The 22,954-nt window shown below is 68.5% G+C and carries 18 protein-coding genes and 1 pseudogene; 11 read left to right on the top strand and 8 right to left on the bottom strand.

The features are described from left to right. Window positions 1–3: 3 nt before the first annotated feature. The gene (gene glcF, locus HHL28_RS13515; RefSeq protein ID WP_075772408.1) at window positions 4–1,311 is read left to right on the top strand and encodes a glycolate oxidase subunit GlcF; all 1,308 of its coding nucleotides are present in this window, start codon (window positions 4–6) and stop codon (window positions 1,309–1,311) included. Window positions 1,312–1,574: 263 nt separating this feature from the next. Here the strand turns inward: glcF and HHL28_RS13510 are convergent, their stop codons facing one another. Continuing rightward, on the bottom strand, window positions 1,575–3,695 hold the full coding sequence (locus HHL28_RS13510) for a type I secretion C-terminal target domain-containing protein (protein WP_075772407.1): 2,121 nt from the start codon (window positions 3,693–3,695) through the stop codon (window positions 1,575–1,577). Between the two features lie 147 nt (window positions 3,696–3,842). Between HHL28_RS13510 and HHL28_RS13505 the strand changes: the two genes are divergently transcribed. The 7 genes from HHL28_RS13505 (at window position 3,843) to HHL28_RS13475 (ending at window position 10,256) form a co-directional block, all read left to right on the top strand. Then, window positions 3,843–4,091, top strand: a complete 249-nt coding sequence (locus tag HHL28_RS13505) for a type II toxin-antitoxin system CcdA family antitoxin (protein ID WP_169655278.1) — start codon at window positions 3,843–3,845, stop codon at window positions 4,089–4,091. Then, window positions 4,091–4,390 (top strand): CcdB family protein, encoded by a 300-nt coding sequence (locus HHL28_RS13500; protein ID WP_075772405.1) that lies wholly within the window; start codon window positions 4,091–4,093, stop codon window positions 4,388–4,390. The genes HHL28_RS13505 and HHL28_RS13500 overlap by 1 nt, the downstream gene beginning before the upstream one ends. A 107-nt stretch (window positions 4,391–4,497) precedes the next feature. Continuing rightward, the gene (locus HHL28_RS13495; protein WP_075772428.1) at window positions 4,498–5,166 is read left to right on the top strand and encodes a LolA family protein; all 669 of its coding nucleotides are present in this window, start codon (window positions 4,498–4,500) and stop codon (window positions 5,164–5,166) included. Between the two features lie 51 nt (window positions 5,167–5,217). Then, on the top strand, window positions 5,218–5,889 hold the full coding sequence (locus tag HHL28_RS13490) for a tellurite resistance TerB family protein (protein WP_075772404.1): 672 nt from the start codon (window positions 5,218–5,220) through the stop codon (window positions 5,887–5,889). Window positions 5,890–6,200: 311 nt separating this feature from the next. Then, window positions 6,201–8,393, top strand: a complete 2,193-nt coding sequence (locus HHL28_RS13485) for a M3 family metallopeptidase (protein WP_404325758.1) — start codon at window positions 6,201–6,203, stop codon at window positions 8,391–8,393. A gap of 283 nt (window positions 8,394–8,676) precedes the next feature. After that, a complete protein-coding gene (locus HHL28_RS13480; protein ID WP_075772734.1) occupies window positions 8,677–8,940 on the top strand; it encodes a helix-turn-helix domain-containing protein in 264 nt (87 codons plus the stop codon). Beyond that, complete coding sequence (locus tag HHL28_RS13475) at window positions 8,940–10,256, top strand: type II toxin-antitoxin system HipA family toxin (protein WP_083699456.1); 1,317 nt, start codon at window positions 8,940–8,942, stop codon at window positions 10,254–10,256. The genes HHL28_RS13480 and HHL28_RS13475 overlap by 1 nt, the downstream gene beginning before the upstream one ends. A gap of 9 nt (window positions 10,257–10,265) precedes the next feature. Here HHL28_RS13475 and HHL28_RS13470 read toward each other — a convergent pair whose 3' ends face one another. Further along, a complete protein-coding gene (locus HHL28_RS13470) occupies window positions 10,266–11,891 on the bottom strand; it encodes an alpha-amylase family protein (RefSeq protein WP_075772736.1) in 1,626 nt (541 codons plus the stop codon). A 123-nt stretch (window positions 11,892–12,014) separates the two neighbouring features. Then, window positions 12,015–12,503 (bottom strand): MaoC family dehydratase, encoded by a 489-nt coding sequence (locus HHL28_RS13465; RefSeq protein ID WP_404325755.1) that lies wholly within the window; start codon window positions 12,501–12,503, stop codon window positions 12,015–12,017. A gap of 405 nt (window positions 12,504–12,908) precedes the next feature. On the opposite strand from HHL28_RS13465, the gene fusA reads away from it, so the two are divergent. Both fusA and HHL28_RS13455 read left to right on the top strand, forming a co-directional pair. Beyond that, a complete protein-coding gene (gene fusA, locus HHL28_RS13460) occupies window positions 12,909–15,050 on the top strand; it encodes an elongation factor G (protein ID WP_075772737.1) in 2,142 nt (713 codons plus the stop codon). Between the two features lie 199 nt (window positions 15,051–15,249). Then, window positions 15,250–16,122, top strand: coding sequence for a DMT family transporter (locus HHL28_RS13455; RefSeq protein ID WP_075772738.1), 873 nt, complete (start codon window positions 15,250–15,252; stop codon window positions 16,120–16,122). Window positions 16,123–16,280: 158 nt separating this feature from the next. On the opposite strand, the gene HHL28_RS13450 is transcribed toward HHL28_RS13455, so the two are convergent. After that, on the bottom strand, window positions 16,281–17,696 hold the full coding sequence (locus HHL28_RS13450) for a methyl-accepting chemotaxis protein (protein ID WP_075772739.1): 1,416 nt from the start codon (window positions 17,694–17,696) through the stop codon (window positions 16,281–16,283). Between the two features lie 366 nt (window positions 17,697–18,062). On the opposite strand from HHL28_RS13450, the pseudogene lpdA reads away from it, so the two are divergent. Beyond that, window positions 18,063–19,471 (top strand): annotated as a pseudogene (lpdA, locus tag HHL28_RS13445) (dihydrolipoyl dehydrogenase). Between the two features lie 82 nt (window positions 19,472–19,553). Here the strand turns inward: lpdA and HHL28_RS13440 are convergent. From HHL28_RS13440 to HHL28_RS13425, 4 genes are all read right to left on the bottom strand, one after another. Further along, complete coding sequence (locus tag HHL28_RS13440) at window positions 19,554–19,862, bottom strand: DUF4282 domain-containing protein (protein WP_075772741.1); 309 nt, start codon at window positions 19,860–19,862, stop codon at window positions 19,554–19,556. Window positions 19,863–20,015: 153 nt separating this feature from the next. Continuing rightward, window positions 20,016–21,017, bottom strand: coding sequence for a magnesium transporter CorA family protein (locus HHL28_RS13435; protein WP_075772742.1), 1,002 nt, complete (start codon window positions 21,015–21,017; stop codon window positions 20,016–20,018). A gap of 17 nt (window positions 21,018–21,034) precedes the next feature. Continuing rightward, window positions 21,035–21,979 carry a tyrosine recombinase XerC gene (locus HHL28_RS13430; RefSeq protein ID WP_075772743.1) on the bottom strand — a complete coding sequence of 315 codons (945 nt, stop codon included), beginning with the start codon at window positions 21,977–21,979 and terminating at the stop codon, window positions 21,035–21,037. Window positions 21,980–22,220: 241 nt separating this feature from the next. Further along, window positions 22,221–22,952, bottom strand: a complete 732-nt coding sequence (locus tag HHL28_RS13425; RefSeq protein ID WP_075772744.1) for a DUF484 family protein — start codon at window positions 22,950–22,952, stop codon at window positions 22,221–22,223. Window positions 22,953–22,954: the final 2 nt, after the last annotated feature.

The following is a 22,954-nucleotide window of genomic DNA, read 5'->3' as shown; positions in this document are numbered from 1 at the left end:
AGCATGCAGACCAACTTCACCCTGGCCCAGCTCGCCGACCCGGACGTGAACGAGTCCGAGAAGATCCTGCGCAAATGCGTGCATTGCGGCTTCTGCACGGCCACCTGCCCCACCTACCTGCTGCTGGGGGACGAGCGGGACAGCCCGCGTGGGCGCATCTACCTGATCAAGGACATGCTGGAGAACGGGCGGCCGGCCACGGAGGCCGAGGTCACCCATATCGACCGCTGCCTGTCCTGCCTGTCCTGCATGACCACCTGCCCATCCGGGGTGCATTACATGCACTTGGTGGACCATGGCCGGGCCCATATCGAGCAGACCTACCAGCGCCCCCTGCCGGACCGCATGCAGCGCAAGCTGCTGGCAGAGGTGCTGCCCTACCGCAACCGGTTCCGGGCCGCCCTGCTGGGCGCCAAGGCCGGGCGGCCCTTCAAGGCGGTGCTGCCAAAGCGCTTGCAGACCATGCTGTCGCTGGCCCCCGGCAAGGTGCACCCGCCGTCCCGGCAGGAGCGGCCGGGCGTGTTCCCGGCGGAAGGGCCGCGGCGGATGCGGGTGGGCATGCTGGTGGGCTGCGTGCAGCCGGTGCTGAACCCCGGCATCAACGAGGCCGCCATCCGCCTGCTGAACCGCCTGGGCGCGGAGGTGGTGGTCAGCGCCGGCGTGGGCTGCTGCGGCGCCCTCACCCACCATCTGGGCCACCATGAGCCTGACTTCGCCGGGCCGAACGTGCGGGCCTGGATGAGGGAGGTCGAAGGGGAGGGGCTGGACGCCATCGTCATCACCGCGTCCGGCTGCGGCACCACGGTGAAGGATTACGGCTTCATGCTGCGGGAGCACCCGGAGCTGGCGGAAAAGGCTGCCAAGGTCTCAAGCCTCGCCAAGGACATCACGGAGGTGCTGGCGATGCTGGGCCTGCCGGAGGGGGCGAAGGCGCCCCGGCCGCTCAAGGTGGCCTACCACTCCGCCTGTTCCATGCAGCACGGCCAGAAGCTGCACCGGCCACCCCGCGACCTGCTGAAGGCGGCCGGGTTCCAGGTGCTGGAGGTGCCGGAGGGCCATATCTGCTGCGGCAGCGCCGGCACCTACAACATCCTCCAGCCGGAACTGGCTGGCCAACTGGGCGCGCGCAAGGCCATGAACATCGAGAGCGTGCGGCCCGACATCATCGCCACGGGCAACATCGGCTGCATGACCCAGATCGGCCAGAACACCGGCATCCCCATCGTCCACACGGTGGAACTGCTGGACTGGGCCGCCGGCGGGCCGGAGCCGGAGGGGTTGGCGAGGGTAGGGGACAGGGTTCCGGCCTGAACTTGGGGTTGTCACTCTCAAACTCCCGATCATCCTGGGGCCGAGCCGTCAGGTACAGATAACTACCGCTTCCCCCGCGAAGGCGGGGGGCCACAGTTTTTTGACCCGCTGTATGCCGTCACCTTGGTTGAAGAACCGTGGACCCCCGCCTTCGCGGGGGAGGCAGAAAAAACCTCAACCGGGTTAACTTTGCGCCCCTGGGCTTGCGCCGGGATAACGAGGATACTGGACGGATAGAGTCATCCCACAGTTCCACAACTCCCCTATGACCCCCCCACCCGCACCGTCACGGTGCGCGTGCCCACGGCGCGGCCCTTCCTGAAGGCGGTGACCATCACCTTGTGCTCGCCCTTGTCCCAGTCCTTGGGTGCCAGGGCCAGGGTGTCGCCGCGCACCTCGATCCAATTCTTCATGGGTTGGCCGTTGGCCATGGAGACACGGTAGTTCAGCCCGGCCTCCCCCTCGAACAGGTCCTCCCGCAGCTTCACGCTGGCGAAGCCGTCCGGTGCCACGGTGATGTCCGGCCCGGTGCGGCGCGCCGGTTCCTCCGACCGGGGCACGGCCAGGGCGACGGTGGTTTCCCGGGCTTCCTCCCGCGCGGTGGGCGGCGGGGCGGGGCGGGGCGTCGGCTCGGCGTCCCAGGGGGGCAGCGTTTCCCCGGGGCTGCCGTCGAAGCCCAGGGTCAGCTTGATGTTCTCCGGCACCAGGGCCTTTGCCGACACCCCCGCCAGGGTGGCCAGGGTCACCGCCTTGCCGTCGGCCTGCACCAGCACCCTGGTGTCCTTGCCCGCGGCCTCCACCGTGAAGAAGCGCCGCGGGTCCTGGCCCGGCGCCACCCCCAGCCGCACCAGCAGGGCGCCCAGGTCCACCATGTCCCCGCCGGCCCCGGGCTTGAAGTCGGTGATGGTGTCCCCGCCCTCCGCCACGTCGTTGTAGAGGAACCGGTCCTGGCCCGGGCCGCCGGACAGGTTGTCAGCCCCCGGCCCGCCCCAGACGATGTCGTCGCCCCTGCCGCCGGCCAAGTCGTCGTCACCGTCGGTCCCCAGGCGCAGCCGCTCCTCGTCCCGCATCCCGGCCATGTCGTCGGAAAGCCCGATCAGCCGCACGCCCTGGCCGACGCCAAGGTGGTTGGGGCTCATGGACTCCAGCCGGGACTGGCGCACCGTGCTGTCCGTCACCTTGCCTGTCGTATAGACGGACCGGTCCTTCAGGCCGCGGAACTTCAACCCGTCCAGCAGCAGCCGCCTCCCGTCCCCGTCACCATACTGGAAAAGCTGGACGCCACGGCCAAGCCCCGCCCCGCCGCTGTTGACCATGCGGTTGTCCAGCCCGCGCAGAACGGCCATCTGCTTGCCGCCGAAGGCCAGGACGTTCTCATACAGGCCCAGGTTCGCCTCGGAGTGCCAAGAATAGGCGGAGGCGGTGGTGTCATAGGTGATGGCGTTGCGCACCACCATGCCGATGTCGCCGCCATAGCCGGCGGGCGGGGACTTGGCCGGGACCGTGCTGCCGTTGTTGTCGGTGGTGTGGCGCAGCCGCTCGCCATAGACGCCGTCCACGTGGGTCAGCAGGCTGGCATGGCTGTGGACCCCATAGCCGAAATGGCCGCGGTCCGTGTCGTCCTTCAGGTCGATGGCGGCCACTTCCGTCACCCGGGCGCGGACGGTATTCTCCAGCTCCAGCCCCGGCCCGCCGCCGCGGCGCAGCCAGACCCGGTCCACCCGCGGCTCCACGACGGAGGTTACCCGCAGCAGGGGCGACCCGGTGTCCCCGTCCCCCAACAGGGTCCCGCGCTCCACCGTGATGCTTCCCCGGGCGAAGGCGGCGGCGCGCAGGCCGGTGCGGTATTCCTCCTGCCCGTGCAGGGCGGGGGCGCAGATGGCGGTGTCCCCGTCGATGGCCAGCACCTTGGTGGCCTGGCCCAGCCGCACGGGGTTCCGGCCATGCTTGCCGCCGGGCAGCGGGTCCTCCGCCACCACCTTGATCCAGTCACCCACCGCCAGCCCCTTGGGCAGCTTGGCGAAGGTGACCTCCGTCTTGTCACCCCGGCGGCCCAGGGTCCTGACCTCCACCGCCGGACCCATGCCGCCCACCACCTTGACGATGCTGCCCTTGCCCGCCTGCTCCAGCGTCGCCCCGTTCAGGTCCAGGGTCAGCCGGCGATTGCCCGGCTCCACTTCGATGGTGCGGTCCACCTTCACCGTGGCCCCGGCGGGCAGCACCACCCGCGCCCCATCCGGCGCGTTGCCCAGGGCGCGGGCGATGTCGGCGGCCCGCACGCCCTTGGGGAGGGCGACCACCGGCCCCTCCGCCGCCGCGGCCGGAAGCAGGGTCGGCAGGGCAAGGGCGGCGCTGGTCAGCAGCAGGCGGGTCAGGGACCGCATGGCAGGGCACTCCGGGGCATCGGGCAAGGCCCCACTCTAACGCCCGGCGGCCCGCCACAGCCCCGCGCGGGTGGGGTAGCCCCGGCTGGCCTTGCCGGGTGGCGATGGGATGCGCATACTCAAGGATCATTAGCGCTGGAGATGGTCGTGCCGGACAATCCCTTGCTGAACCGTGAGGGCAGCCTTCCCAAGGCCAGCGTCGCCGTGGACAAGGCCTTGCTGGATAGGGCGAAGTCCTTGGGCATCGATATCGAGGGGGCTTGCGCGGCCGGACTGACGGCGGCCATCCGGAATGCCCGGGCAACGGACGAGCCGCTGGACCCTGAGGTGGCGGAGTCCTGGAACGCCTACGTGCGGAACCACGGTCTGCCACTTGGAAAGTACCGGACATTCTGATGGCCCGGTACGACGTCTACCGGCATGACGATTCCGGTACCCTGCTACTGGACGTCCAAGCGGACATTCTCGAACAGTTCGGGACGCGGGTGGTGATCCCGCTGCTTCCCCGCAGGCCAGGCCTGAAGCCTGACAACCGGCTTCATCCCACGGTCGAGGTTAATGGCAGCATCTACTTCCTGGCGACCCATTTGCTGAACGCCGTTCCTACCGCGGTGCTCCAGACACCCGTAGGCAAGCTGAGGCAGGAGCATTTCACGATCATCAACGCGCTCGACCGCCTGTTTGGCGGCATCTGACAGGAATGCTTGACCAAACCGCCCCCGGCACCGTTCCTATGCGGCGGGCGCGGAAATGCCCCCTTCCTGTCCCCATTCCCGCCACGAAGGCGCGCCATATCCTGCCCATGCGCACGACCAAGCCCCTCGCCGCCGCCCTCCTGGCCCTGACCCTGGCCCTCCCGGCCCTGCCCGCATCGGCGCAAGGCCCTGCCAGGCAGTCGGCCGCCCCTGTCGCCCCCGCCAAGCTGACCGCGGAGGACGCGGCGGAGGTCAGGCGGGCGGAGGAGTACCTGGGCGGCATCAAGACCATGCGGTCCCAGTTCCTGCAGGTGTCGGACGACGGCAGCGTCGCCCGCGGCACCTTCAGCCTGTCCCGCCCCGGGCGGATGCGGATCGACTTCGACCCGCCGTCCAAGAACTTCATCGTGGCCGACGGCTCCTTCGTCTATTTCTGGGACGCGGAGATGAAGGAGCAGTCCAACGCCCCCATCGGCAGCACCATGGCGGATTTCCTGCTGCGCCCGGACCTGAAGCTGTCCGGCGACGTGGTGGTGACGAAGGTGGAGAAGGGCCCGGGGGCGGTGGAGATCACGCTCGCCCAGGCCAAGGACCCCGGCCTCGGCCGCCTGACCCTGGTGTTCGAGGACAGGCCCTACTCCTTACGCAAGTGGCGGGTGCTGGACGCCCAGGGGCTGACGACGGAAGTGGCGTTGCAGAACCCGGAACTCGGCGTTTCGCTGGACAAGGACCTGTTCGTCTTCCGCAATCCGGAGCGCCGCAAGGAACGGGACTGACGCCCGCCGGTTGACTCCCCCGTTCCACGACAGGACAGGGGAGGACGGACCATGGCTAACCTTGGTGGGCTGCTGGGCGCCATGATGGCGACGGGGCTGGGCGGGCGCAGCGCCCGCGGGCCGGTGTTCGCGGCGGGCACCCGCACGCCGGGCGTCGGCGGCGATTTCCGCAGCACGGCCGGCGTGGCAGCACTCGGCTACCTGGCCTACAAGGCTTACCAGGACTACAAGGCCAACAACCCCGCCGGGGCCGGCGCCGGGCCGGGCGCCCACATGAACCCGCAGGCGACAAGCGCCCGCGGCACCGGCTCCTCCCTCGGTGACCGGATCGGCGACATGCTGTCCCGCGGGCCGGCGCCACAGGAACCGGCCATGGGTGTGGCCGACCAGAAGGCCCTGCTGCTGATCCGCGCCATGGTGGCCGCCGCCAACGCCGACGGCCAGATCGACGCGGACGAGCGCGCCCGCATCCTGGACACGGTCAACCAGGCCGGCGCCGGCGAGGAGGAGCGCCGCCTGCTGGAACGTGAGCTGGCCGACCCGCCCAGCATGGACGACATCGTCGCCCAGGCCCGCGACCCGGAGACGGCGGAGCAGGTCTATCTCGCCTCCCAGATGGCCATCACCCCGGACGGGCGGGCGGAGCAGTCTTACCTGCGCTACCTGGCCGACCGGCTGAACCTGCCCGACGGCCGGGCGGAGGAGCTGCGCCGGATCGGGTGAGGGGGGGCGCAGGTCCCATATCGTTTTTCTTTTACCGCTTCCCCGCGAAGGCGGGGGTCCACGGTTTTTGATGGGGGTCGCGCAGGCTCGCGGGTCAAGAACTGTGGACCCCCGCCTGCGCGGGGGAGGGGCGGTCGCGCTTAGGCGGACGGGGTGCTGCTTGCCCCCGCGACATCCGCCCCTGCACCCCCGCTTAATTTTTTGTAACCACACGGTAACGGCGCTTGCCTTGCCCTGGGGGCGGCGGCCTTCCATTTGCCCGGTCGGCGGCGGGTCACCGCGGCTGGAGAACGGTATCCGGAGGAAGAACGTTGAAATCTGCTTTGACGGCGGGCGTCTCGGCCCTGATCCTCACGCTGGTGGGTGCGGGCGGGGCCATGGCGGCCAACGGCAGCGCGCCCACCCAGAAGGCGGCCCCAGCACAGGCGACCCAGGCGAGCATGGACACGAACCCCTTCTTCACCCAGTGGCAGACCCCGTTCGGCCTGCCGCCCTTCGACAAGATCAAGCCGGCCCACTTCAAGCCCGCCTATGAGCGCGGCATGGCGGAGCAGAAGGCGGAGATCGCCGCCATCACCGGCACCAAGGAAGCCCCCAGCTTCGCCAACACCATCGAGGCGATGGAGCGTGGCGGCCGGCTGCTGGAGCAGGTGGACAAGGTCTTCGGCAACCTGACCAGCTCCCACACCAACGACGAGCTGCAGGCCATCCAGCGCGACATGGCCCCGGTGCTGGCCAAGCACCGCAGTGAGATCAGCCTGAACCCCGAGCTGTTCCAGCGCATCGACGCCGTCTACCAGCAGCGGGACAAGCTCAAGCTCACGCCCGAGCAGAAGCGGGTGGTGGAGCGCTACCACCTGGCCTTCGTCCGCGCCGGCGCCCAGCTGAAGCCGGAGCAGAAGCAGCGCCTGGCGGAGATCACCCAGCGCCTGGCCGTCATCTCCACCGCCTTCAGCCAGAACGTGCTGCAGGACGAGAAGGACTACATGCTGGTCCTGGAGGGGGAGCGCGACCTGGCCGGCCTGCCGGACTTCGCCCGCGCCGCGGCGGCCCAGGCGGCTGCCGAGCGGAACCTGCCGGGCAAGCATGTCATCACCCTGTCCCGCTCCTCCATCGAGCCGTTCCTGACCTTCTCCGCCCGCCGCGACCTGCGCGAGGCGGCGTTCAAGGCCTGGACCCTGCGCGGCGACAATGGCGACGCCCAGGACAACAAGAAGATCATCCAGGAGATCGTCGCCCTGCGCATCGAGCGGGCGAAGATCATGGGCTATGAGACCTTCGCCGACTACAAGCTGGCCGACACCATGGCCAAGACCCCGGCGGCGGTCAGCGACCTGCTGCTGAAGGTCTGGGGCCCGGCCAAGGAGCGGGCGGCGGAGGAGAAGGGGCTGCTGGCCGAGATGGCCCGGTCCGAGGGCCAGAACATCGACATCGAGCCCTGGGATTGGCGCTATTACGCCGAGAAGGTCCGCAAGGCCAAGTACGAGCTGGATGAGGCGGAGATCAAGCCGTACTTCCAGCTGGACAAGATGATCGAGGCGGCGTTCTACACCGCCAACCGCCTGTTCGGCGTCACCTTCACGGAGGTGAAGGGCCTGCCCCTCTACCACCCCGACGTCCGGGCGTGGGAGGTGAAGGACAAGGACGGCAAGCACGTCGCCCTGTTCATCGGCGACAACTTCGCCCGGCCCACCAAGCGCAGCGGCGCCTGGATGAGCACGCTCCGCGACCAGGAGAACCTGGACGAATCCATCCGGCCGCTGGTGCTGAACAACAACAACTTCGCCAAGGGCGCGCCGGGCGAGCCGACTCTGCTGTCCTTCGACGACGCCAACACCCTGTTCCACGAGTTCGGGCACGGCCTGCACGGCATGCTGTCCAATGTGAAGTACCCGTACCTGTCGGGCACGTCGGTGCTGCGCGACTTCGTGGAGTTCCCGTCCCAGGTCTATGAGCACTGGCTGGAGCAGCCGGAGATCCTCCAGAAGTTCGCCGTCCACTACAAGACCGGCGAGCCCATCCCCAAGGCACTGCTGGACAAGATCCTGGCGGCCCGCAACTTCAACCAGGGCTTCGCCACGGTGGAATACGTCTCCTCCGCCCTGGTGGACATGGAGTTCCACGCCCTGAAGTCCGCCGAGGGGCTGGACGTCAATGGCTTCGAGGCGGCGTCGCTGAAGAAGATCGGCATGCCGAAGGAGATCGTGATGCGGCACCGCAGCCCGCACTTCTCCCACATCTTCTCCGGCGACGGCTATTCGGCCGGCTATTACAGCTACATGTGGGCGGAGGTGCTGGACGCCGACGGCTTCAACGCCTTCAAGGAGGCTGGGAACATCTTCGACCCCGCTATGGCCAAGAAGCTGTACGACAACGTCTATTCCGCCGGCGGCACCTCCGACCCGATGGAAGCCTACATCCGCTTCCGCGGCCGCGAGCCCAAGGTGGATGCCCTGCTGAAGAACCGCGGCCTGGTGCCGGCGGGGGAACCGCGGGTGAACTGACCCAGCCCATTTGCTGGTGAAGGGAAGGGGCGGGCCGAAAGGTCCGCCCCTTTCTGCTTCCCGATCGGGAAGAATTGGTCTTGCCAAGCCGGAAATGGGCGCGCACCTTACCGATCGGGAAGACCACCGGCATGAGTCAGGGACTCATGCCGGTGGAGGCCGGCGACCGCCGGCCCGCGCCCTCATGGGCGCGTGAGCCAAGCCGCCGGATGGCGGCGCCCGGCGTCTGAGGGGGCCGTTGATCGGCCAGGATCAGTAGCCGCGGCATAAAGCGGAGGGCGCCATGGATGCGGCCGAGTTCGGCAGGTTGGTCCGGCAACACCGGGTGGCCAACCGGCTGACGCAGGAGGAGGTGGCCCTGCTGATCGGCTCCGGGCCGCGCTTCATCGTGGACCTGGAGGCCGGGAAGCCCACGGCGCACTTGGGCAAAGCGCTTGCGGCGGCCGAGGCAGTCGGGCTGCGACTGTTGCCAGAGGCAACCGGGCCGGCGCCGGTTCCCCCGGATGATCCCGGCGGCTACGACCTGCCCAGCACCGGGAACGGCTGATGGTCCCGGTCTTCTACGAAACCTTCCTGGTGGGGGAGATCGCGGCGGAAGCCGGGGGGCCGGTGTTCCGCTATGACCCGCGCTGGCAGCGGACCCGGGGGGCCTTCCCCGTCTCCGTCACCATGCCTTTGGCCGTGGACCGGCATGGGCCGGACAGGCTGGTTCCCTGGCTGGCCAACCTGCTGCCGGAGGGGGACATCCTGCGTACCGTGGGCCGGGCCATGGGCATCGCGGCGGAGGACGTGCTGGGCTTGGTGGGCCGCATCGGCCGGGACACGGCCGGCGCCCTGGCCATCGGCGCGCCCCGGGAGGGGGAGGAGCCCGACTACCTGGGCATCGCCGGCGCCCCCGACCTGGAGCGCATCATCAACGACCTGCCCCGGCGGCCCTTCCTGGTGGGCGAGGACGGGGTGTCCATGAGCTTGGCGGGGGCCCAGCACAAGCTGCCCGTGGCCTTGCAAGGGGACCGGCTCGCCATCCCGGTGGACGGCGCCCCCTCCACCCACATCCTGAAGCCCGACAACCCCAACCTGTTCGGCAGCGTGCAGAACGAGGCCCTGTGCATGGTCCTGGCCCGGCGCGCGGGCCTGGACGTGGCGCCCGTGACCACGGGCCGGGTGGGCGACCGCACCTACCTGCTGGTGCAGCGGTACGACCGGTTCCGCCACGGGGCGGTATGGCGGCGGCAGCACCAGGAGGATTTCTGCCAGGCCCTGGGCCTGCCGCCCGCCGCCAAATACGAGCATGACGGGTCCGGGACCCGGGCCACCGGCTTGCCCGCCCTGGCCGGGCTGCTGCGGCGGGAGGCGCGGCCGGGCGCCCTGTTGCCGTTTCTGGACGCGGTCATCCTGAACGTGCTGCTGGCGAACGTGGATTCCCACGCCAAGAACTACTCCCTGCTGTTCGACCGTGCGGGGGAGCCACCGCGCCTCGCCCCTCTCTATGACCTGATGTGCGCCGCCGCCTGGGAAAACATCACCCAGAACCATGCCCAGTCCATCGGGGGCGAGCGGCGCGGGCGGCAGGTGCGGGCGAAGCATTGGGCCCGGATGGCGACAGCGTGTGGCCTGAACGCCAGGGCCGTGCTCCGCCGGGTGGCGGACCTGGGGCATCGGGTGCAGGAAGGGGTGGATGCCGCCGTCGCCGAGGTCAGGGCCATGCCCGCCGGCGACCATGCCATGCTGCCCGTCTTCGCCGACGCCATCCGGCAGCGCTGCCGGACAGTGGTACTCAACGTCTCACGGGACCCTGGGGCAGGGGAGAACGGGCCGGATGACGAGGGGGAAGCGGGCCTGCCCATGGACCGACTGGCCTGAGCGGCCCGGTCACTTCCCCTCCACCCGCAGCCAGACATACCCGTACCCCTCCAGCTCCAGCCGGTCGGTGCGTTGCAGGCGGCCGTAATCCTTGTCCTCGAACAGGTCCACCAGCCGGGTGCCCTCCTCGCACAGGGGCTCCAGGGACACGGCCTGCTTGTCCGGGCTGAAGTTGTGCAGGGCGGCGACGCTATTGCCGCGCCAGCGGCAGCGGTGGGCCAGGACCTTGTCGTTGCCCAGGTCCAGCAGCTCTGTCGGGCCCCAGCCGAATTCGGGGCATTGGCGGCGCATCCTGGCGGCCCGCTCGAACCAGGTCAGCAGGCTGTCGCGGTCGCGGGCCTGGGCCTCCGCGTTCACCGTCTCGAAACCGTACTCCCCGCCGCTGTTCACCGGGCGGACCAGCTTGTCCTTGCCGACGGGGCTGAAGCCGCCGTTGGGGCCGTCGGACCATTGCATCGGCGTGCGCACGGCCGTGCGCTCTTCCAGCTCCAGGTTCTCGCCCATGCCGATCTCCTCCCCGTACCAGATGACGGGGGTGCCCGACAGGGTGAACATCAGGCTGTAAACCAGCTCCAGCTTGCGCCGGTCATTGCCGAGCATGGGGGCCAGGCGCCGGCGGATGCCGCGGCCATAGGCGCGCATGTGCTCATCCGGGGCGAACAGGCGGAAGCATTCCTCCCGCTCCTCCTCGGACAGGCGGCCCAGGTCCAGCTCGTCATGGTTCCGCACGAAGTTGGCCCATTGGGCCATCTCCGGCATGTCGGGCAGGGACCTGATGGCCTCGGCCAGCGGCTTGGGGTCCTGCCGGGCCAGGGCCAGGAACAGGCGCTGGTTGGTGATGAAGTTGAACATCAGGTGCATGCCGTCGCCGTCGCCGACGTAATCGCCCACCTCCTCCGGCAGCACGTTGGCCTCGGCCAGCAGCACGGCGTCGCCCCGGCGCCATTGCTGAACGGAGCGCATTTCCTGGATGTACTCGAAATGCATCTTACCCTTGTCGGGGCCAACGGGCGTCTCGATCACGAAGGGGGCGGCGTCGATGCGGAAGCCGGACACGCCCAACTGCAGCCAGAACCCCATGATCCGCTCGATCTCCTCGCGGACAGCGGGGTTGTCCATGTTCAGGTCCGCCTCATGGTCGTAGAAGCGGTGGAAATAGTGGGCGCCGGCCTGCTCGTTCCAGGTCCAGGTGGTGTGCTGAACGCCGGGGAAGACCATGCCCTCATGGGCGTCGGCCGGCTTCTCCTCCGACCACAGGTAGAAATCCCGGAAGGGGGAGTCCTTGTCGGCGCAGGCCGCCTTGAACCAGGGGTGCTCGGTGCTGCTGTGGTTCACCACCAGGTCGACGATGACCCGCAGCCCCTTCTCCCGCGCCAGGTGGGTGAACTCCACGAAGTCGCCGAAGGTGCCCAGCCGCGGGTCCACGGCGTAATAGTCGCTGACGTCGTAGCCATTGTCCCGGTTGGGCGTGGCATAGAAGGGCAGCAGCCAGACACAGGTGGCCCCCAGCCCGGCGATGTGGTCCAGCCGCTGGGACAGGCCGCGGAAATCCCCGACCCCGTCCCCGTTGCCGTCCATATAGGTCTCGACGTCCACGCAATAGAGGACGGCGTTCTTGTACCAGAGGTCCAGCATGTCCAGGCATCCCTTGCTTGTCGGGATGCCAACAGGCCACACGCGGAAATGGCACGACCGCTTCGTGAGATTCCAGTACTGCTCTCGGTCTACTGTCCCCCCACCCAGGTTTACCTTGGGCCGTCAGCCCACCACCGCCACGGTCAGCCATTCCGCCACCAGGGCCGGCTTGCCCAGCCCCTCGATCTCCACCGTCACGTCATAGGTGCTGGTGTACTGCTTCGGCGCCTTCTCCTCGAAGCCCTTCAGCACGAAGCGGGCCCGCACCCGGCTGCCGGTGCGCACCGGGGTGACGAAGCGCAGCCGGTTGAAGCCGTAGTTGAAGCCCATGACGCTCCCGGCCACCGGCGGGATCACCTTCGGCCCCAGCCCGCCCAGCAGGGCCAGGGTCAGGAAGCCATGGGCCACGGTGCCGCCCAGCGGGGTCATGGCGGCCCGGGCGGGGTCCACATGGATGAACTGGTGGTCGCCGGTGGCATCGGCGAAGGCGTCCACCAGGCCCTGGGGGATCTCCACCCAGTCGGAAACGCCCAGCTCCGTCCCCACCAGCCCGGCATAGTCCGCGGCGCTCACCGCCGGCTTGGCCATGTAGCCCTGGAACCCGTCCTGCACCGCGACCCTCCCGTTTTCGTTGGTGATGAAGGTTTACCGGGTCACCCGCCCGACGGCAACGGCATCCACCCCCGAAAGCGCAGGCCGGCGGTCGCTTCCCCTTTACCGATTCCTCACCATTTCAGGGCCTGATGCCCACGGCGGCGGTTGCCGCGGGGACTGCTCCTGTTTCCGGACTGCGACACTCACCGCGCGCGTAGCGGTCATGCTCGCCAGCCCCTTGGAATCCGGTGCGCGCCGCGTTAAATAGTCCGCCGCCGGGAGGTCGGGGCGTTTCGCCACCGCCTCCTGGTTTTTTTCATGCGGCCCGCTTTCCGGTATCGGGGTGTGGCCCGCCCCCGATCACCGACCTTGCCACGCCGGGTCAACGATCAAGACACGACGCTGGACGACGGAGCCTAGCTTATGCCCCGCAATACCCCGTTGGCGAACATCCGTAACATCGGCATCATTGCCCACGTCGATGCCGGCAAGACGACGACGACCGAGCGCATCCTGTACTACACGGGGCGCAAGCACACGATCATCGACATCCACGACACCAAGGACCTGAAGTCGTCCACGACGACCGACTACCTGGAGCAGGAACAGAAGCGCGGCATCACCATCCAGTCCGCCGCGGTGTCCTGCTTCTGGAAGGACAAGAAGATCAACCTGATCGACACCCCAGGCCACGTGGACTTCACCATCGAGGTGAACCGTTCGCTCCGGGTGCTCGACGGTGCGGTCGTGGTGTTCGACGGCGTGGCGGGCGTGGAGCCGCAGACCGAGACCAACTGGCGCCTCGCGGACAACTACAAGGTTCCGCGCATGTGCTACGTCAACAAGATGGACCGCTCGGGCGCCAACTTCCGGCGCACCGTGCAGATGGTGAAGGACCGCCTCGGCGCGCGCCCCATCTGCCTGCAGCTGCCCATCGGCTCCGAAGACAACTTCTTCGGCATGGTCGACCTCGTGGAGATGAAGGCCTACGTCTGGTTCTCCGACGAGAAGGACAGCAAGTGGGAGGTCTGGGACGTCAACGCCGACCTGGCCGACAAGCTGAAGATCACCAACGCCTATGACCGCGAGATCCTGAGCCAGGTGGAAACCTACCGGCAGGAGCTGGTGGAAGCCTGCGTCGAGCAGGACGACGAGGCGATGAACCACTACCTGGAGACGCTCGAGGCCCCCGGCGTCGACGTCCTCAAGGAGTGCATCCGCAAGGCCACCCTGTCCGGCGCCTTCGTGCCCGTGCTGTGCGGCTCGTCCTACAAGAACAAGGGCGTGCAGCAGCTGCTGGACGCGGTCATCTGGTACCTGCCGGCCCCGACCGACGTCGAGGCCATCAAGACCGTGGACCCGGACGGCAACCCGAACGGCGAGCGCATCTGCTCCGACGACGAGCCCTTCTCCGGCCTGGCGTTCAAGGTGATCAACGACAAGTACGGCGCGCTGACTTTCGTCCGCGTCTACTCCGGCGTGGTCGCCAAGGGCACCCAGCTGCTGAACACCACCCGCGGCAAGCGTGAGCGCATCGGCCGCATCGTGGAGATGTTCGCCAAGGACACCAACGACCTTGAGGAAGCCCGCGCGGGCGACATCGTGGCGTTCGTCTCCCTGGCCGAGACGGACACCGGCGACACGCTGTGCGACGCCACCGCCCCGGTGGTGCTGGAGCGCATGCGCTTCCCCGAGCCCGTCATCAGCGTGTCCGTGGAGCCGAAGAACCGCGGCGACCAGGACAAGTTCTCCGCCGCCCTGGGCAAGATGGTCCGCGCGGACCCCTCGCTCCGGCTGGAGACCGACAAGGAGACGGGGCAAACCATCCTGCGCGGCATGGGCGAGCTGCACCTGGAGGTGACGCTGGACCGCATGCGCACGGAGTTCGGCGTGGAGGGCATCATGGGCCGGCCGCAGGTGGCCTACCGTGAGACCATCACCCGCCCGGTCACGCACATCTACACCCACAAGAAGCAGACCGGCGGTTCCGGCCAGTTCGCCGAAGTGAAGATCATCTTCGAGCCGAAGGAGCGCGGTGAGGGCTTCGAGTTCGTGGACGAGGTGGTCGGCGGCACCGTGCCGCGCGAGTACATCCCGTCCGTGGACAAGGGCCTGAAGCTCCAGAAGGAAGACGGCGTCATCGCCGGCTACCCGACCGTGGACTTCAAGGCCACCCTGGTGGACGGCAAGTACCACGAGGTGGACTCCAACGCCCTGACCTTTGAGATCGCGGCCAAGGCCTGCTTCCGTGAGGCCATGAAGCTGGCCGGCCCGGTCCTGCTGGAGCCGGTGATGAAGGTCGAGGTGGTGATCCCCGAGGACTACCTGGGCGACGTCATCGGCGACATCAACCGTCGCCGCGGCACCGTCCTGGGCCAGCTGGAGCGCGGCAACAACATCGCCGTGGAGTCCAACGTCCCGCTGTCGGAGATGTTCGGCTACATCGGCCAGCTGCGCGGCATGACCTCGGGCCGTGGTTCGTTCACCATGGAGTTCTCGCACTACGACCCGGTGCCGAAGAACGTGGCGGATGAGATCGTGGCCAAGCAGGGCAAGGCCGCCTGATCTCCAGGCCAGCACTGAGTACGGAAGACGGCCGCCCCTCCCCGGGGCGGCCGTTTTTCTTTGGGGTCCGTAGGTCGGATTAGCGGCCCTGGCCGCGTAATCCGACGGCTCCCCGCCTATGCCTATCCACCCCCTGCCATTGCTTCTGCCGTCGGATTACGGTGCTGGCGCACCTAATCCGACCTACCAAGGAACCCGGATGCCCCCCGACTCCCCCTGGGCCCGCATGGCCCCCGCCTTGTTCGTGCTGCTGTGGAGCACGGGCTTCATCGGGGGCAAGCTGGGGCTGCCCTATGCCGAGCCGCTGACCTTCCTGCTGGTCCGCATGGTGCTGGTGGCCGCCCTGCTGGGGGGCGTTGCCTTGGCCGTCAGGGCGCCCTGGCCGAAAAGCCGGGGGGAGGCGGGCCGCATCGCCCTGGCGGGGCTGCTGGTGCACGGGACCTACCTGGGCGGCGTCTTCACCGCCCTGGAGCATGGGCTGCCCGCGGGCACCGTGGCCCTGGTGGTGGGGCTGCAACCGCTGCTGACCGCCGCGGTGGCCGGGCCGCTGCTGGGGGAGACGGTGACGGGCCGGCAGTGGCTAGGCTTCGGCCTGGGCCTCTGCGGCGTCGCCCTGGTGGTGTGGGAGAAGCTGTCCCTGGGGCCCGGCATGGTGGCCGGCCTGGGGTTGGCCACCCTGGCCCTGGTGGGCATCACGGCCGGCACCCTTTACCAGAAGCGCCATTGCGGCGGCATGGACCTGCGCAGCGGCACCGCCATCCAGTACGCCGCCAGCGCCGTGCTGTTCGGCATCCTGGCGCCGCTGACGGAGGACATGGCCATCGACTGGACGGGGGAGTTCGTCTTCGCCCTGGCCTGGCTGTGCCTGGTGCTGTCGGTGGGCGCCATCTTCCTGCTGTTCGCCCTGATCCGCCGCGGGGCGGCATCCCGCGTCGCCAGCCTGTTCTACCTGACCCCGCCGACGACGGCGATCATGGCCTGGCTGCTGTTCGGGGAGACGCTGGGCGCCTTCGCCCTGGCCGGCATGGCCGTGGTGGCGGTGGCCGTGGCGTTGGTGCTGAGGAAGGGGTAGAGCGTGTTTGCGCTGCCCGCAAACACGCTTCGGCGGCGACTGCCGCCGCGCGGGCCCATGCCCGCGTAAGCCAAGCCGCGGATGCGGCGCCGGCGACTGAGGAACACGAAGGGCTAGACCCGTTTCCAGTCTGCGGTAAACGGGTCTAAGGCCCTTCCTCACACCTTGTACGCGATGCGCAGCCCGCCCCAGTGCCGCCCCTGCACGATGATAGGGGCGGAGACGTCCTTCATCAGGGCGTACTGGCCGTTGCCCATGTCGCGGCGGTAGGCCTGCAGCAGGAAGGGCTTCTGGTTCCGCCCGGCCGCCAGGCCCACCCGGTCGTTGAACATGCGGCGGTTGCGACAGTTGGCGGCGTTCCAGGCCGTGTCGCCGGGCCGCTGCGGCTGGCTGAACTTGCGGTTATGGGTGGGCAGGTAGCCGTTGCGGTCCACGGCGGCGCAGAACACCACCCGGTCCGACAGGGCCAGCACCGGCTCCTGGATCTCCGGCAACAGGGCGTCGGTCAGCTCGGTGAAGCGGGTCAGCACCTGCTGCGGGCTGGTGCCCTCGATGGCGCGGTAATCGCCGTCGAACAGATCATCCAGCCGCGCGCGGCCCTGGGCCAGGGCCCGTTCGAAAGCGGCACCGATGCGGGCGGCGGCCTCCTGGGCGGCGTGGATGAAGGGGCTGTCCACCGTCTCCACGCCCAGGTCGGCAGTCAGGCCGATCAGCTTCTCGCTGGCGCCCAGCAACCCGTTCAGCCGGTCGCGGGCCGAGCCCAGGCTGCCCGCCGACTGGGTCACGCCCGCGGCCAGGTCCATGATCCGCGTCTCCACCGCCTGAATGCGGTCGCCGATGGCGCGGGTGGCCTCGTCGATGCGGTCCTGCTCCGTCCCAACCTGGGCCATGGAGGTGTCCACGGCGCGCATCACCTCGCCGATGCGGTTTGTGTCGCCGCGCACGCTGTCCGCCTTGGCCACGCCGGCGGCGCCCTGGGCGGCCAGGGTCTTCACCTGGGTGGTCAGGTCGCGCAGGGTGGAGTCGATCTCCTGCGTCGCCTCCGCCGTCTTGTTGGCCAGGGCCTTGACCTCCTGTGCCACCACGGCGAAGCCGCGGCCCGCCTGACCGGCCCGCGCCGCCTCGATGGTGGCGTTCAGGGCCAGCAGGTTGGTCTGCTTGGCAATGGCGTTGATGCCGCCGGCGACCTTGCCCACCCGGTCCAGGGCGGCGGTCAGCCCGCCCAACTGGCGCTCGATCCCGGCCACCGTGTCGGCCAAGGCGCGGATGTCGGCCAGGGCCCGTTCCACCTGTTCCCGGCTGCCGGCCACCTCACCCCGCGCCCGGCCCGTCACCTCCCGGGCGGCGGCGGCGGCCGAGGCGACGGCGGCGTTGCCCTTGGTCATCCCGGCCGCATCCCGGCGCAGGGCGTCGAACACGCCGGCCTGGGTGCTGATGCGTCCCGAAACGTCGTCGACATGGCCGGCCACGTCAGCAATGGCGACGCCAAGGCTGCCCACCTCTTCCGCCAGATCAGCAATGGCGGTGGTGCTACGGGACAAGCCCTTAATCGCCGTGTGGGATCCGTCCGCCATCCTCTTGCCTCCCTCCGGAGAAAGCCTTGCGGGCACAAGGTCTTTTCGTACTGGTCACTTTGGAGATTGGTCCGTTCTCTATGGTGCGGACCTGATCAAAGCCAGCATATACGCAATTTCGGGTAAATCCGATTAGACGAAAGGCGAGCCTAAGCCCCAAATGTTTAATAGTTCGTTCGCAGACGGTTGTATGTCCCTGCCGCCGACCGTCCCGGCCCCCCTTCCAAGCCGGCTAGCCATGCCGCCATGCCGCAGCAGGCAAGGGTTCCCGCGGGTGGACAGGGGCCCTTGCCATTGCCATAAACTTCGGCGCGAAACCCTCCCCAGGCCGGTCCCGGCCCCCACGAAGAAAAGCGGTTCACCCCCATGGCGGACACCCAATTCGACCTCGTCGTCATCGGCAGCGGCCCCGGCGGCTATGTGGCGGCCATCCGCGCGGCCCAGCTCGGCATGCGCACGGCCTGCGTCGAGATGCGGAAGACCCTGGGGGCACCTGCCTGAACATCGGCTGCATCCCGTCCAAGGCCCTGCTGACCGCCAGCGAGAAGTACCAGGAGGCCAAGCACCACCTGGCCGGCTTCGGCGTGAAGGTGTCGGGGGTGGAGCTGGACCTGGGCACGCTGCTGAAGCACAAGGACGGCGTGGTGAACGCCAACGTCACGGGCGTGGAGTTCCTGTTCAAGAAGAACAAGGTCACCCGCTTCACCGGCAAGGGCAGCATCCCCGCCCCGGGCCAGGTGCTGGTGACGAAGGAGGATGGCTCGACGGAGACCATCACCACCAAGAACATCCTGATCGCCACCGGCTCCGACGTCATGCCGCTGCCCGGCGTGGCCATCGACGAGGACAAGGTGGTCAGCTCCACCGGCGCCCTCTCCATGGACGCGGTGCCGGAAAAGTTCGTCGTGATCGGCGGCGGCTATATCGGGCTGGAGATGGGCACCGTCTATGCCCGCCTGGGCGCCCAGGTGACGGTGGTGGAGTACCTAGACCGCATCCTGCCCGGCATGGATGGCGAAGTGTCCAAGCAGATGCAGCGCATCCTGTCCAAGCAGGGCCTGACCTTCAAGCTGGGCACCAAGGTCACCGGCGCCCAGGTGGACGGCGCCACCGTGAAGCTGGCCGTGGAGCCCGCCAAGGGCGGGGCGGCGGAGACGCTGGAGGCCGACCGCGTGCTGGTGGCCATCGGCCGCCGCCCCTATACCGAGGGGCTGGGGCTGGAGCAGGCGGGCGTGGAGCTGGACGACCGCAAGCGCGTCAAGGTCGACCACCATTTCCGTACCAACGTGCCCGGCATCTGGGCAATCGGCGACGTGATCGCCGGCCCCATGCTCGCCCACAAGGCGGAGGAGGAGGGCGTGGTGGCCGCCGAGGTGATGGCGGGCCAGTCCGGCCACATCAACTATGACGCCATCCCGGGCGTGGTCTACACCTGGCCGGAGGTTGCCAGCGTGGGCAAGACGGAGGAGCAGCTGAAGGAGGCGGGCGTTGCCTACAAGGTCGGCAAGTTCCCCTTCACCGCCAATGGCCGCGCCCGCGCCATGCAGGCCACCGAGGGCTTCGTGAAGGTGCTGGCCGACGCCAAGACCGACAAGATCCTGGGCGCCCACATCATCGGCGCCAACGCCGGCGACATGATCGAGGAACTGGGCCTGGCCATGGAGTTCGGCGCCTCGGCCGAGGACGTGGCCCGCACCAGCCACGCCCACCCCACCCTGACCGAGGCCATCAAGGAAGCCTGCCTCGCCGTGGATGGCCGGCCGATCCATATCTGAGCGGCGGCGCCCGGTTCCGTCATGACAGAAGAAACCCCGCGGCATCCCGATGCCGCGGGGTTTCTCGCATGGAAGGCCAGATTCAGGCTTGGCTACCCCGTGCAAGGTCGCGCTTAATCTCGCCAAGTCGATCATAAATGCCGAACATGATGATCATGCCTTCGCAAAGGACGCGCCAGAACAGGACGCCAATCACAGTCCCCACGATGGCAGCGAGCAAATAGCTGATCCCGCCCCCGAAGCTGTAGCGCATGACCCCAAAGGCGGCGAACACTTGCGATATGGCGGCCAGTCCGCCCAGGATGATGCCGATCCAATAAACCAGCTTCACCAAGGATGAGGCAACCATTCGTTCAAATCCAAGAAAATCTTTCAACGTGAAGCCGAACATTCCAAAGCTCCCCTCTTTGCAATCCGGGTGCGATCAATCGACACCGAACGGTTATTCTTACACGAAAGGGGTAAATTGCAAGGGTGGGTCTGCTATGGTCGACACGCAACTAATTGTCTAGCACAGCGGCGCTTCCGCATTTTAATAGTCGCTTCAAAGCCACCGCCGCCACTTGAAATACAGGTACGGCAGCACCGCCGCGCCCAGCATCAGCGCCAGGGCGAAGGGGTAGCCGTAGGGCCAGTTCAGTTCCGGCATCCAGTCGAAGTTCATGCCATAGATGCTGGCCACCAGGGTGGGCGGCATGAAGATCACGGAGACGACGGAGAAGATCTTGATGATCCCGTTCTGCTCCACGTTGATCAGGCCCAGGGTGGCGTCCAGCATGAAGTCCACCTTGGCGGACAGCACGTTGTCATGCTCCGACAAGGACCCCAGGTCGACCCGGAAGGCTTCCAGCCGCGCCAGCGCCTCCGGCGGCAGCTTCAGGTGCGCCTCCCGCCGCTGCGCCACATAGGCGGCCATGCGGCCCAGCCCCAGCAGGCTGGTGCGTACCTTGGACACCACGTCATGGTGCTGTCCGATCCGCTCCAACACGACGCTGAGGTCCGCCCGGGGGGCGGAGGCGGTGGCCAACTGCCGGCGGTTGCCGCGGCGGAAGATGCGGCGGGTCAGGTCGTCCAGATCCTCGCCCACCTTTTCCAGCGTCTCCGCCAGCCGCTCGATCACCGTCTCCAGGATGCCCAGGAAGACGGTCCAGGGATCGCCCGACTCCAGCGGCTCCCGGTTGCAGCCCTGGACGAACAGGGCGAAGGAGCGCAGCTCGCAATATCGCAGCGTTACCAGGCAGCCGCCGCCCTGGCCGTCGGGCCGCAGCAAGAAGGTCACCGGTTCCACCCGCGGGTCCGGCCCGGTGGCGTTGGACACCAGGTCCACGGTCAGCACCAGGGCGCCCTTGTCCACATAAAGGCGGGACGACGCCTCGATGTCCCGCATCTCCGCCTTGGTGGGGATGTCCAGCCCCAGGCATTCCTCCACCTCCCGCTCCTCGGCCTCCGTCGGCGAGTGCAGGTCGACCCAGGCCACATGAGGGCAGCCGTCGGGCTTGTCGGTGGGGACCAGGCAGCCCTGGTCAAGGGTGTAATAGGTGAGCATCGGAAGTCGGCCAGTCCCTAACGCCGCGCCCGCGGATGGGCGTTCTCATAAACGGCCAGGAGCTGTTCCGTGTCCACGTCGGTGTAGCGCTGGGTGGTGCTCAGGCTGGCATGGCCGAGCAGGTCCTGGATGGCGCGCAAATCGGCCCCGCCGCCCAGCAGGTGGGTGGCGAAGCTGTGGCGCAGGGCGTGGGGCGTGGCACTGTCCGGCAGGCCCAGCAGGCCGCGCAGGCTCTGCATCTGCTTGCGCGCGACCGAGTCGCTCAACCGGTCGCCCCGCACGCCCAGGAAGATCGGCCCGCCCGGCCCCGGGTTGAAGGGGCAGGCCGCCAGGTAGGCGCGCAGGGCCTCATGCACCGCCGGCAGCACCGGCACCTGCCGCTGCTTCGACCCCTTGCCCAGCACCCGCACCGTCTCCGCGCCGTCGGGCAGGTCGTTCCGGTTCAGGGCCAGCCCCTCGCTGATGCGCAGGCCGCAGCCATAGAGCAGGGTGAACAGCGCCCGGTCGCGCAGGCCGACCCAGGGCGCGTCGGGCAGGCCGGCCGCCTCCTCCAGCAGGGTGCCCGCGTCGGCCACGGTCAGGGGGCGGGGCAGGGGGCGCTTGGTCCTTGGCCCCTCCACCACGCCGATATAGGGGTTGTGCATGCGGCCCGTGCGGTCCAGCCAACGGAAGAAGTTGCGCACCGCCGCCAGGCCCCGGTTGCGGGTGGCCGCGATGGCCCCGCCTTCCGCCCGCCAGGAAAGCCAAGCGCGGAAATCGGCCACGGACACCTTGGCCAACCGCTCCAGCGATGGCTTCGCCCCCTGGTACTCCGTCAGGAAGACCAGGAACTGGCTGAGGTCGCGGGTATAGGCCACCAGCGTCAGGTCGGAAAACCGCTTCTCACTGGACAGGTACGCCCGCCACGCCCCGACGGCGTCCGCCACGTCCGCCTGGCAGGAAAAGCCGAGGGTAGGGGTCATGTCCGGGTGACTTTCCGGCCAACACCGGTCGCCCGTCGGCCTGTGTCGGGAAAACGGATGAAAACGGATCGAAACGGATTGGAACGGTAAAGAAACGAATGCGGCGAAGCCGCCTGGAATCTCAATCCGCTATCAGAACGAAGCCGCGATGCCAGACCCATCCGTTTTCATCCGTTCTGATCCGTTCAAATCCGTTTTCCCCACACACGGCGCCGCCTTGGCGACGCCTGAAGGCCCCCCCTCACCCCGGCAGGTCCAGCCACCGACGGATGCTCCGTTCCACCACATGGGCCAGGAAGGCCAGCAACTCGGTCGCCTGGCCGGGGTGGAACATGTCCGGTTCCCGGCTGCCGAAGGCCAACAGGCCCACCGGCGCCTCCGGGCCCAAATCCAGCCGCACCAGCGCCTCCGACCGGACCAGGCCGGCGCCCTGGCCATAAATCTCAGGCAGCCCCTGGATGTTGGCCCGCAGGCCCACGTCGCGGCGGCCCAGCAGGCCGTTGACGAAGCCCGGCTCCAGCACCCGCACGCCGGACGGGTTGACGTGGGTGACCTCCCCCGTCACGCCTTCCACGCCCAGGGCTGCCACGTCCAGGTCCAGCAGCACCGCAAGGTCGGTGGTGATGGTCTGCACCAGGTGGGTGAAGCTGGTGGCGTCCAGCAGGAACAGGGCCGCGGCGTGGACCCGGTTCTGGTTGTTCAGGTTGGCGCGGGACGTGGCCACCAGCTCCCGCTGCTGGTCGGCCATGCGGGCCAGCTCCCCCCGCAGGCGCTGCACCATGAAGTACTGCATGTCGGCCACGCCATCCCCGAGGTCCGCCGAGGGCGGGACCAGATAGGGGATGACGTCCGGCCGCTGCACCAGGAAATCCGGGTTGTCCCGCAGGTAGGCCGCCACGTCCTCCGCCGTCAGCGCGTCCTCCGGGGCGGGGGAGGCCAGGATGTTGGCGGGCGGTCCGGGGTCGCGGAACATGC

The sequence above is a fragment of the Aerophototrophica crusticola genome (assembly GCF_012913305.1).
GTDB classification, from domain to species: Bacteria; Pseudomonadota; Alphaproteobacteria; order Azospirillales; family Azospirillaceae; genus Niveispirillum; species Niveispirillum crusticola.
This window is presented reverse-complemented; position numbering and strand designations above follow the sequence as displayed.

What these genes read in the sequence shown, in the direction of transcription:
- glcF (WP_075772408.1), top strand. Translation starts at nt 4, where the DNA reads ATGCAGACCAACTTCACCCTGGCCCAGCTCGCCGACCCGGACGTGAAC.
- HHL28_RS13510 (WP_075772407.1), bottom strand. Translation starts at nt 3,695, where the DNA reads ATGCGGTCCCTGACCCGCCTGCTGCTGACCAGCGCCGCCCTTGCCCTG.
- HHL28_RS13500 (WP_075772405.1), top strand. Translation starts at nt 4,091, where the DNA reads ATGGCCCGGTACGACGTCTACCGGCATGACGATTCCGGTACCCTGCTA.
- HHL28_RS13495 (WP_075772428.1), top strand. Translation starts at nt 4,498, where the DNA reads ATGCGCACGACCAAGCCCCTCGCCGCCGCCCTCCTGGCCCTGACCCTG.
- HHL28_RS13490 (WP_075772404.1), top strand. Translation starts at nt 5,218, where the DNA reads ATGGCTAACCTTGGTGGGCTGCTGGGCGCCATGATGGCGACGGGGCTG.
- HHL28_RS13480 (WP_075772734.1), top strand. Translation starts at nt 8,677, where the DNA reads ATGGATGCGGCCGAGTTCGGCAGGTTGGTCCGGCAACACCGGGTGGCC.
- HHL28_RS13475 (WP_083699456.1), top strand. Translation starts at nt 8,940, where the DNA reads ATGGTCCCGGTCTTCTACGAAACCTTCCTGGTGGGGGAGATCGCGGCG.
- HHL28_RS13470 (WP_075772736.1), bottom strand. Translation starts at nt 11,891, where the DNA reads ATGCTGGACCTCTGGTACAAGAACGCCGTCCTCTATTGCGTGGACGTC.
- fusA (WP_075772737.1), top strand. Translation starts at nt 12,909, where the DNA reads ATGCCCCGCAATACCCCGTTGGCGAACATCCGTAACATCGGCATCATT.
- HHL28_RS13455 (WP_075772738.1), top strand. Translation starts at nt 15,250, where the DNA reads ATGCCCCCCGACTCCCCCTGGGCCCGCATGGCCCCCGCCTTGTTCGTG.
- HHL28_RS13450 (WP_075772739.1), bottom strand. Translation starts at nt 17,696, where the DNA reads ATGGCGGACGGATCCCACACGGCGATTAAGGGCTTGTCCCGTAGCACC.
- HHL28_RS13440 (WP_075772741.1), bottom strand. Translation starts at nt 19,862, where the DNA reads ATGTTCGGCTTCACGTTGAAAGATTTTCTTGGATTTGAACGAATGGTT.
- HHL28_RS13435 (WP_075772742.1), bottom strand. Translation starts at nt 21,017, where the DNA reads ATGCTCACCTATTACACCCTTGACCAGGGCTGCCTGGTCCCCACCGAC.
- HHL28_RS13430 (WP_075772743.1), bottom strand. Translation starts at nt 21,979, where the DNA reads ATGACCCCTACCCTCGGCTTTTCCTGCCAGGCGGACGTGGCGGACGCC.
- HHL28_RS13425 (WP_075772744.1), bottom strand. Translation starts at nt 22,952, where the DNA reads ATGTTCCGCGACCCCGGACCGCCCGCCAACATCCTGGCCTCCCCCGCC.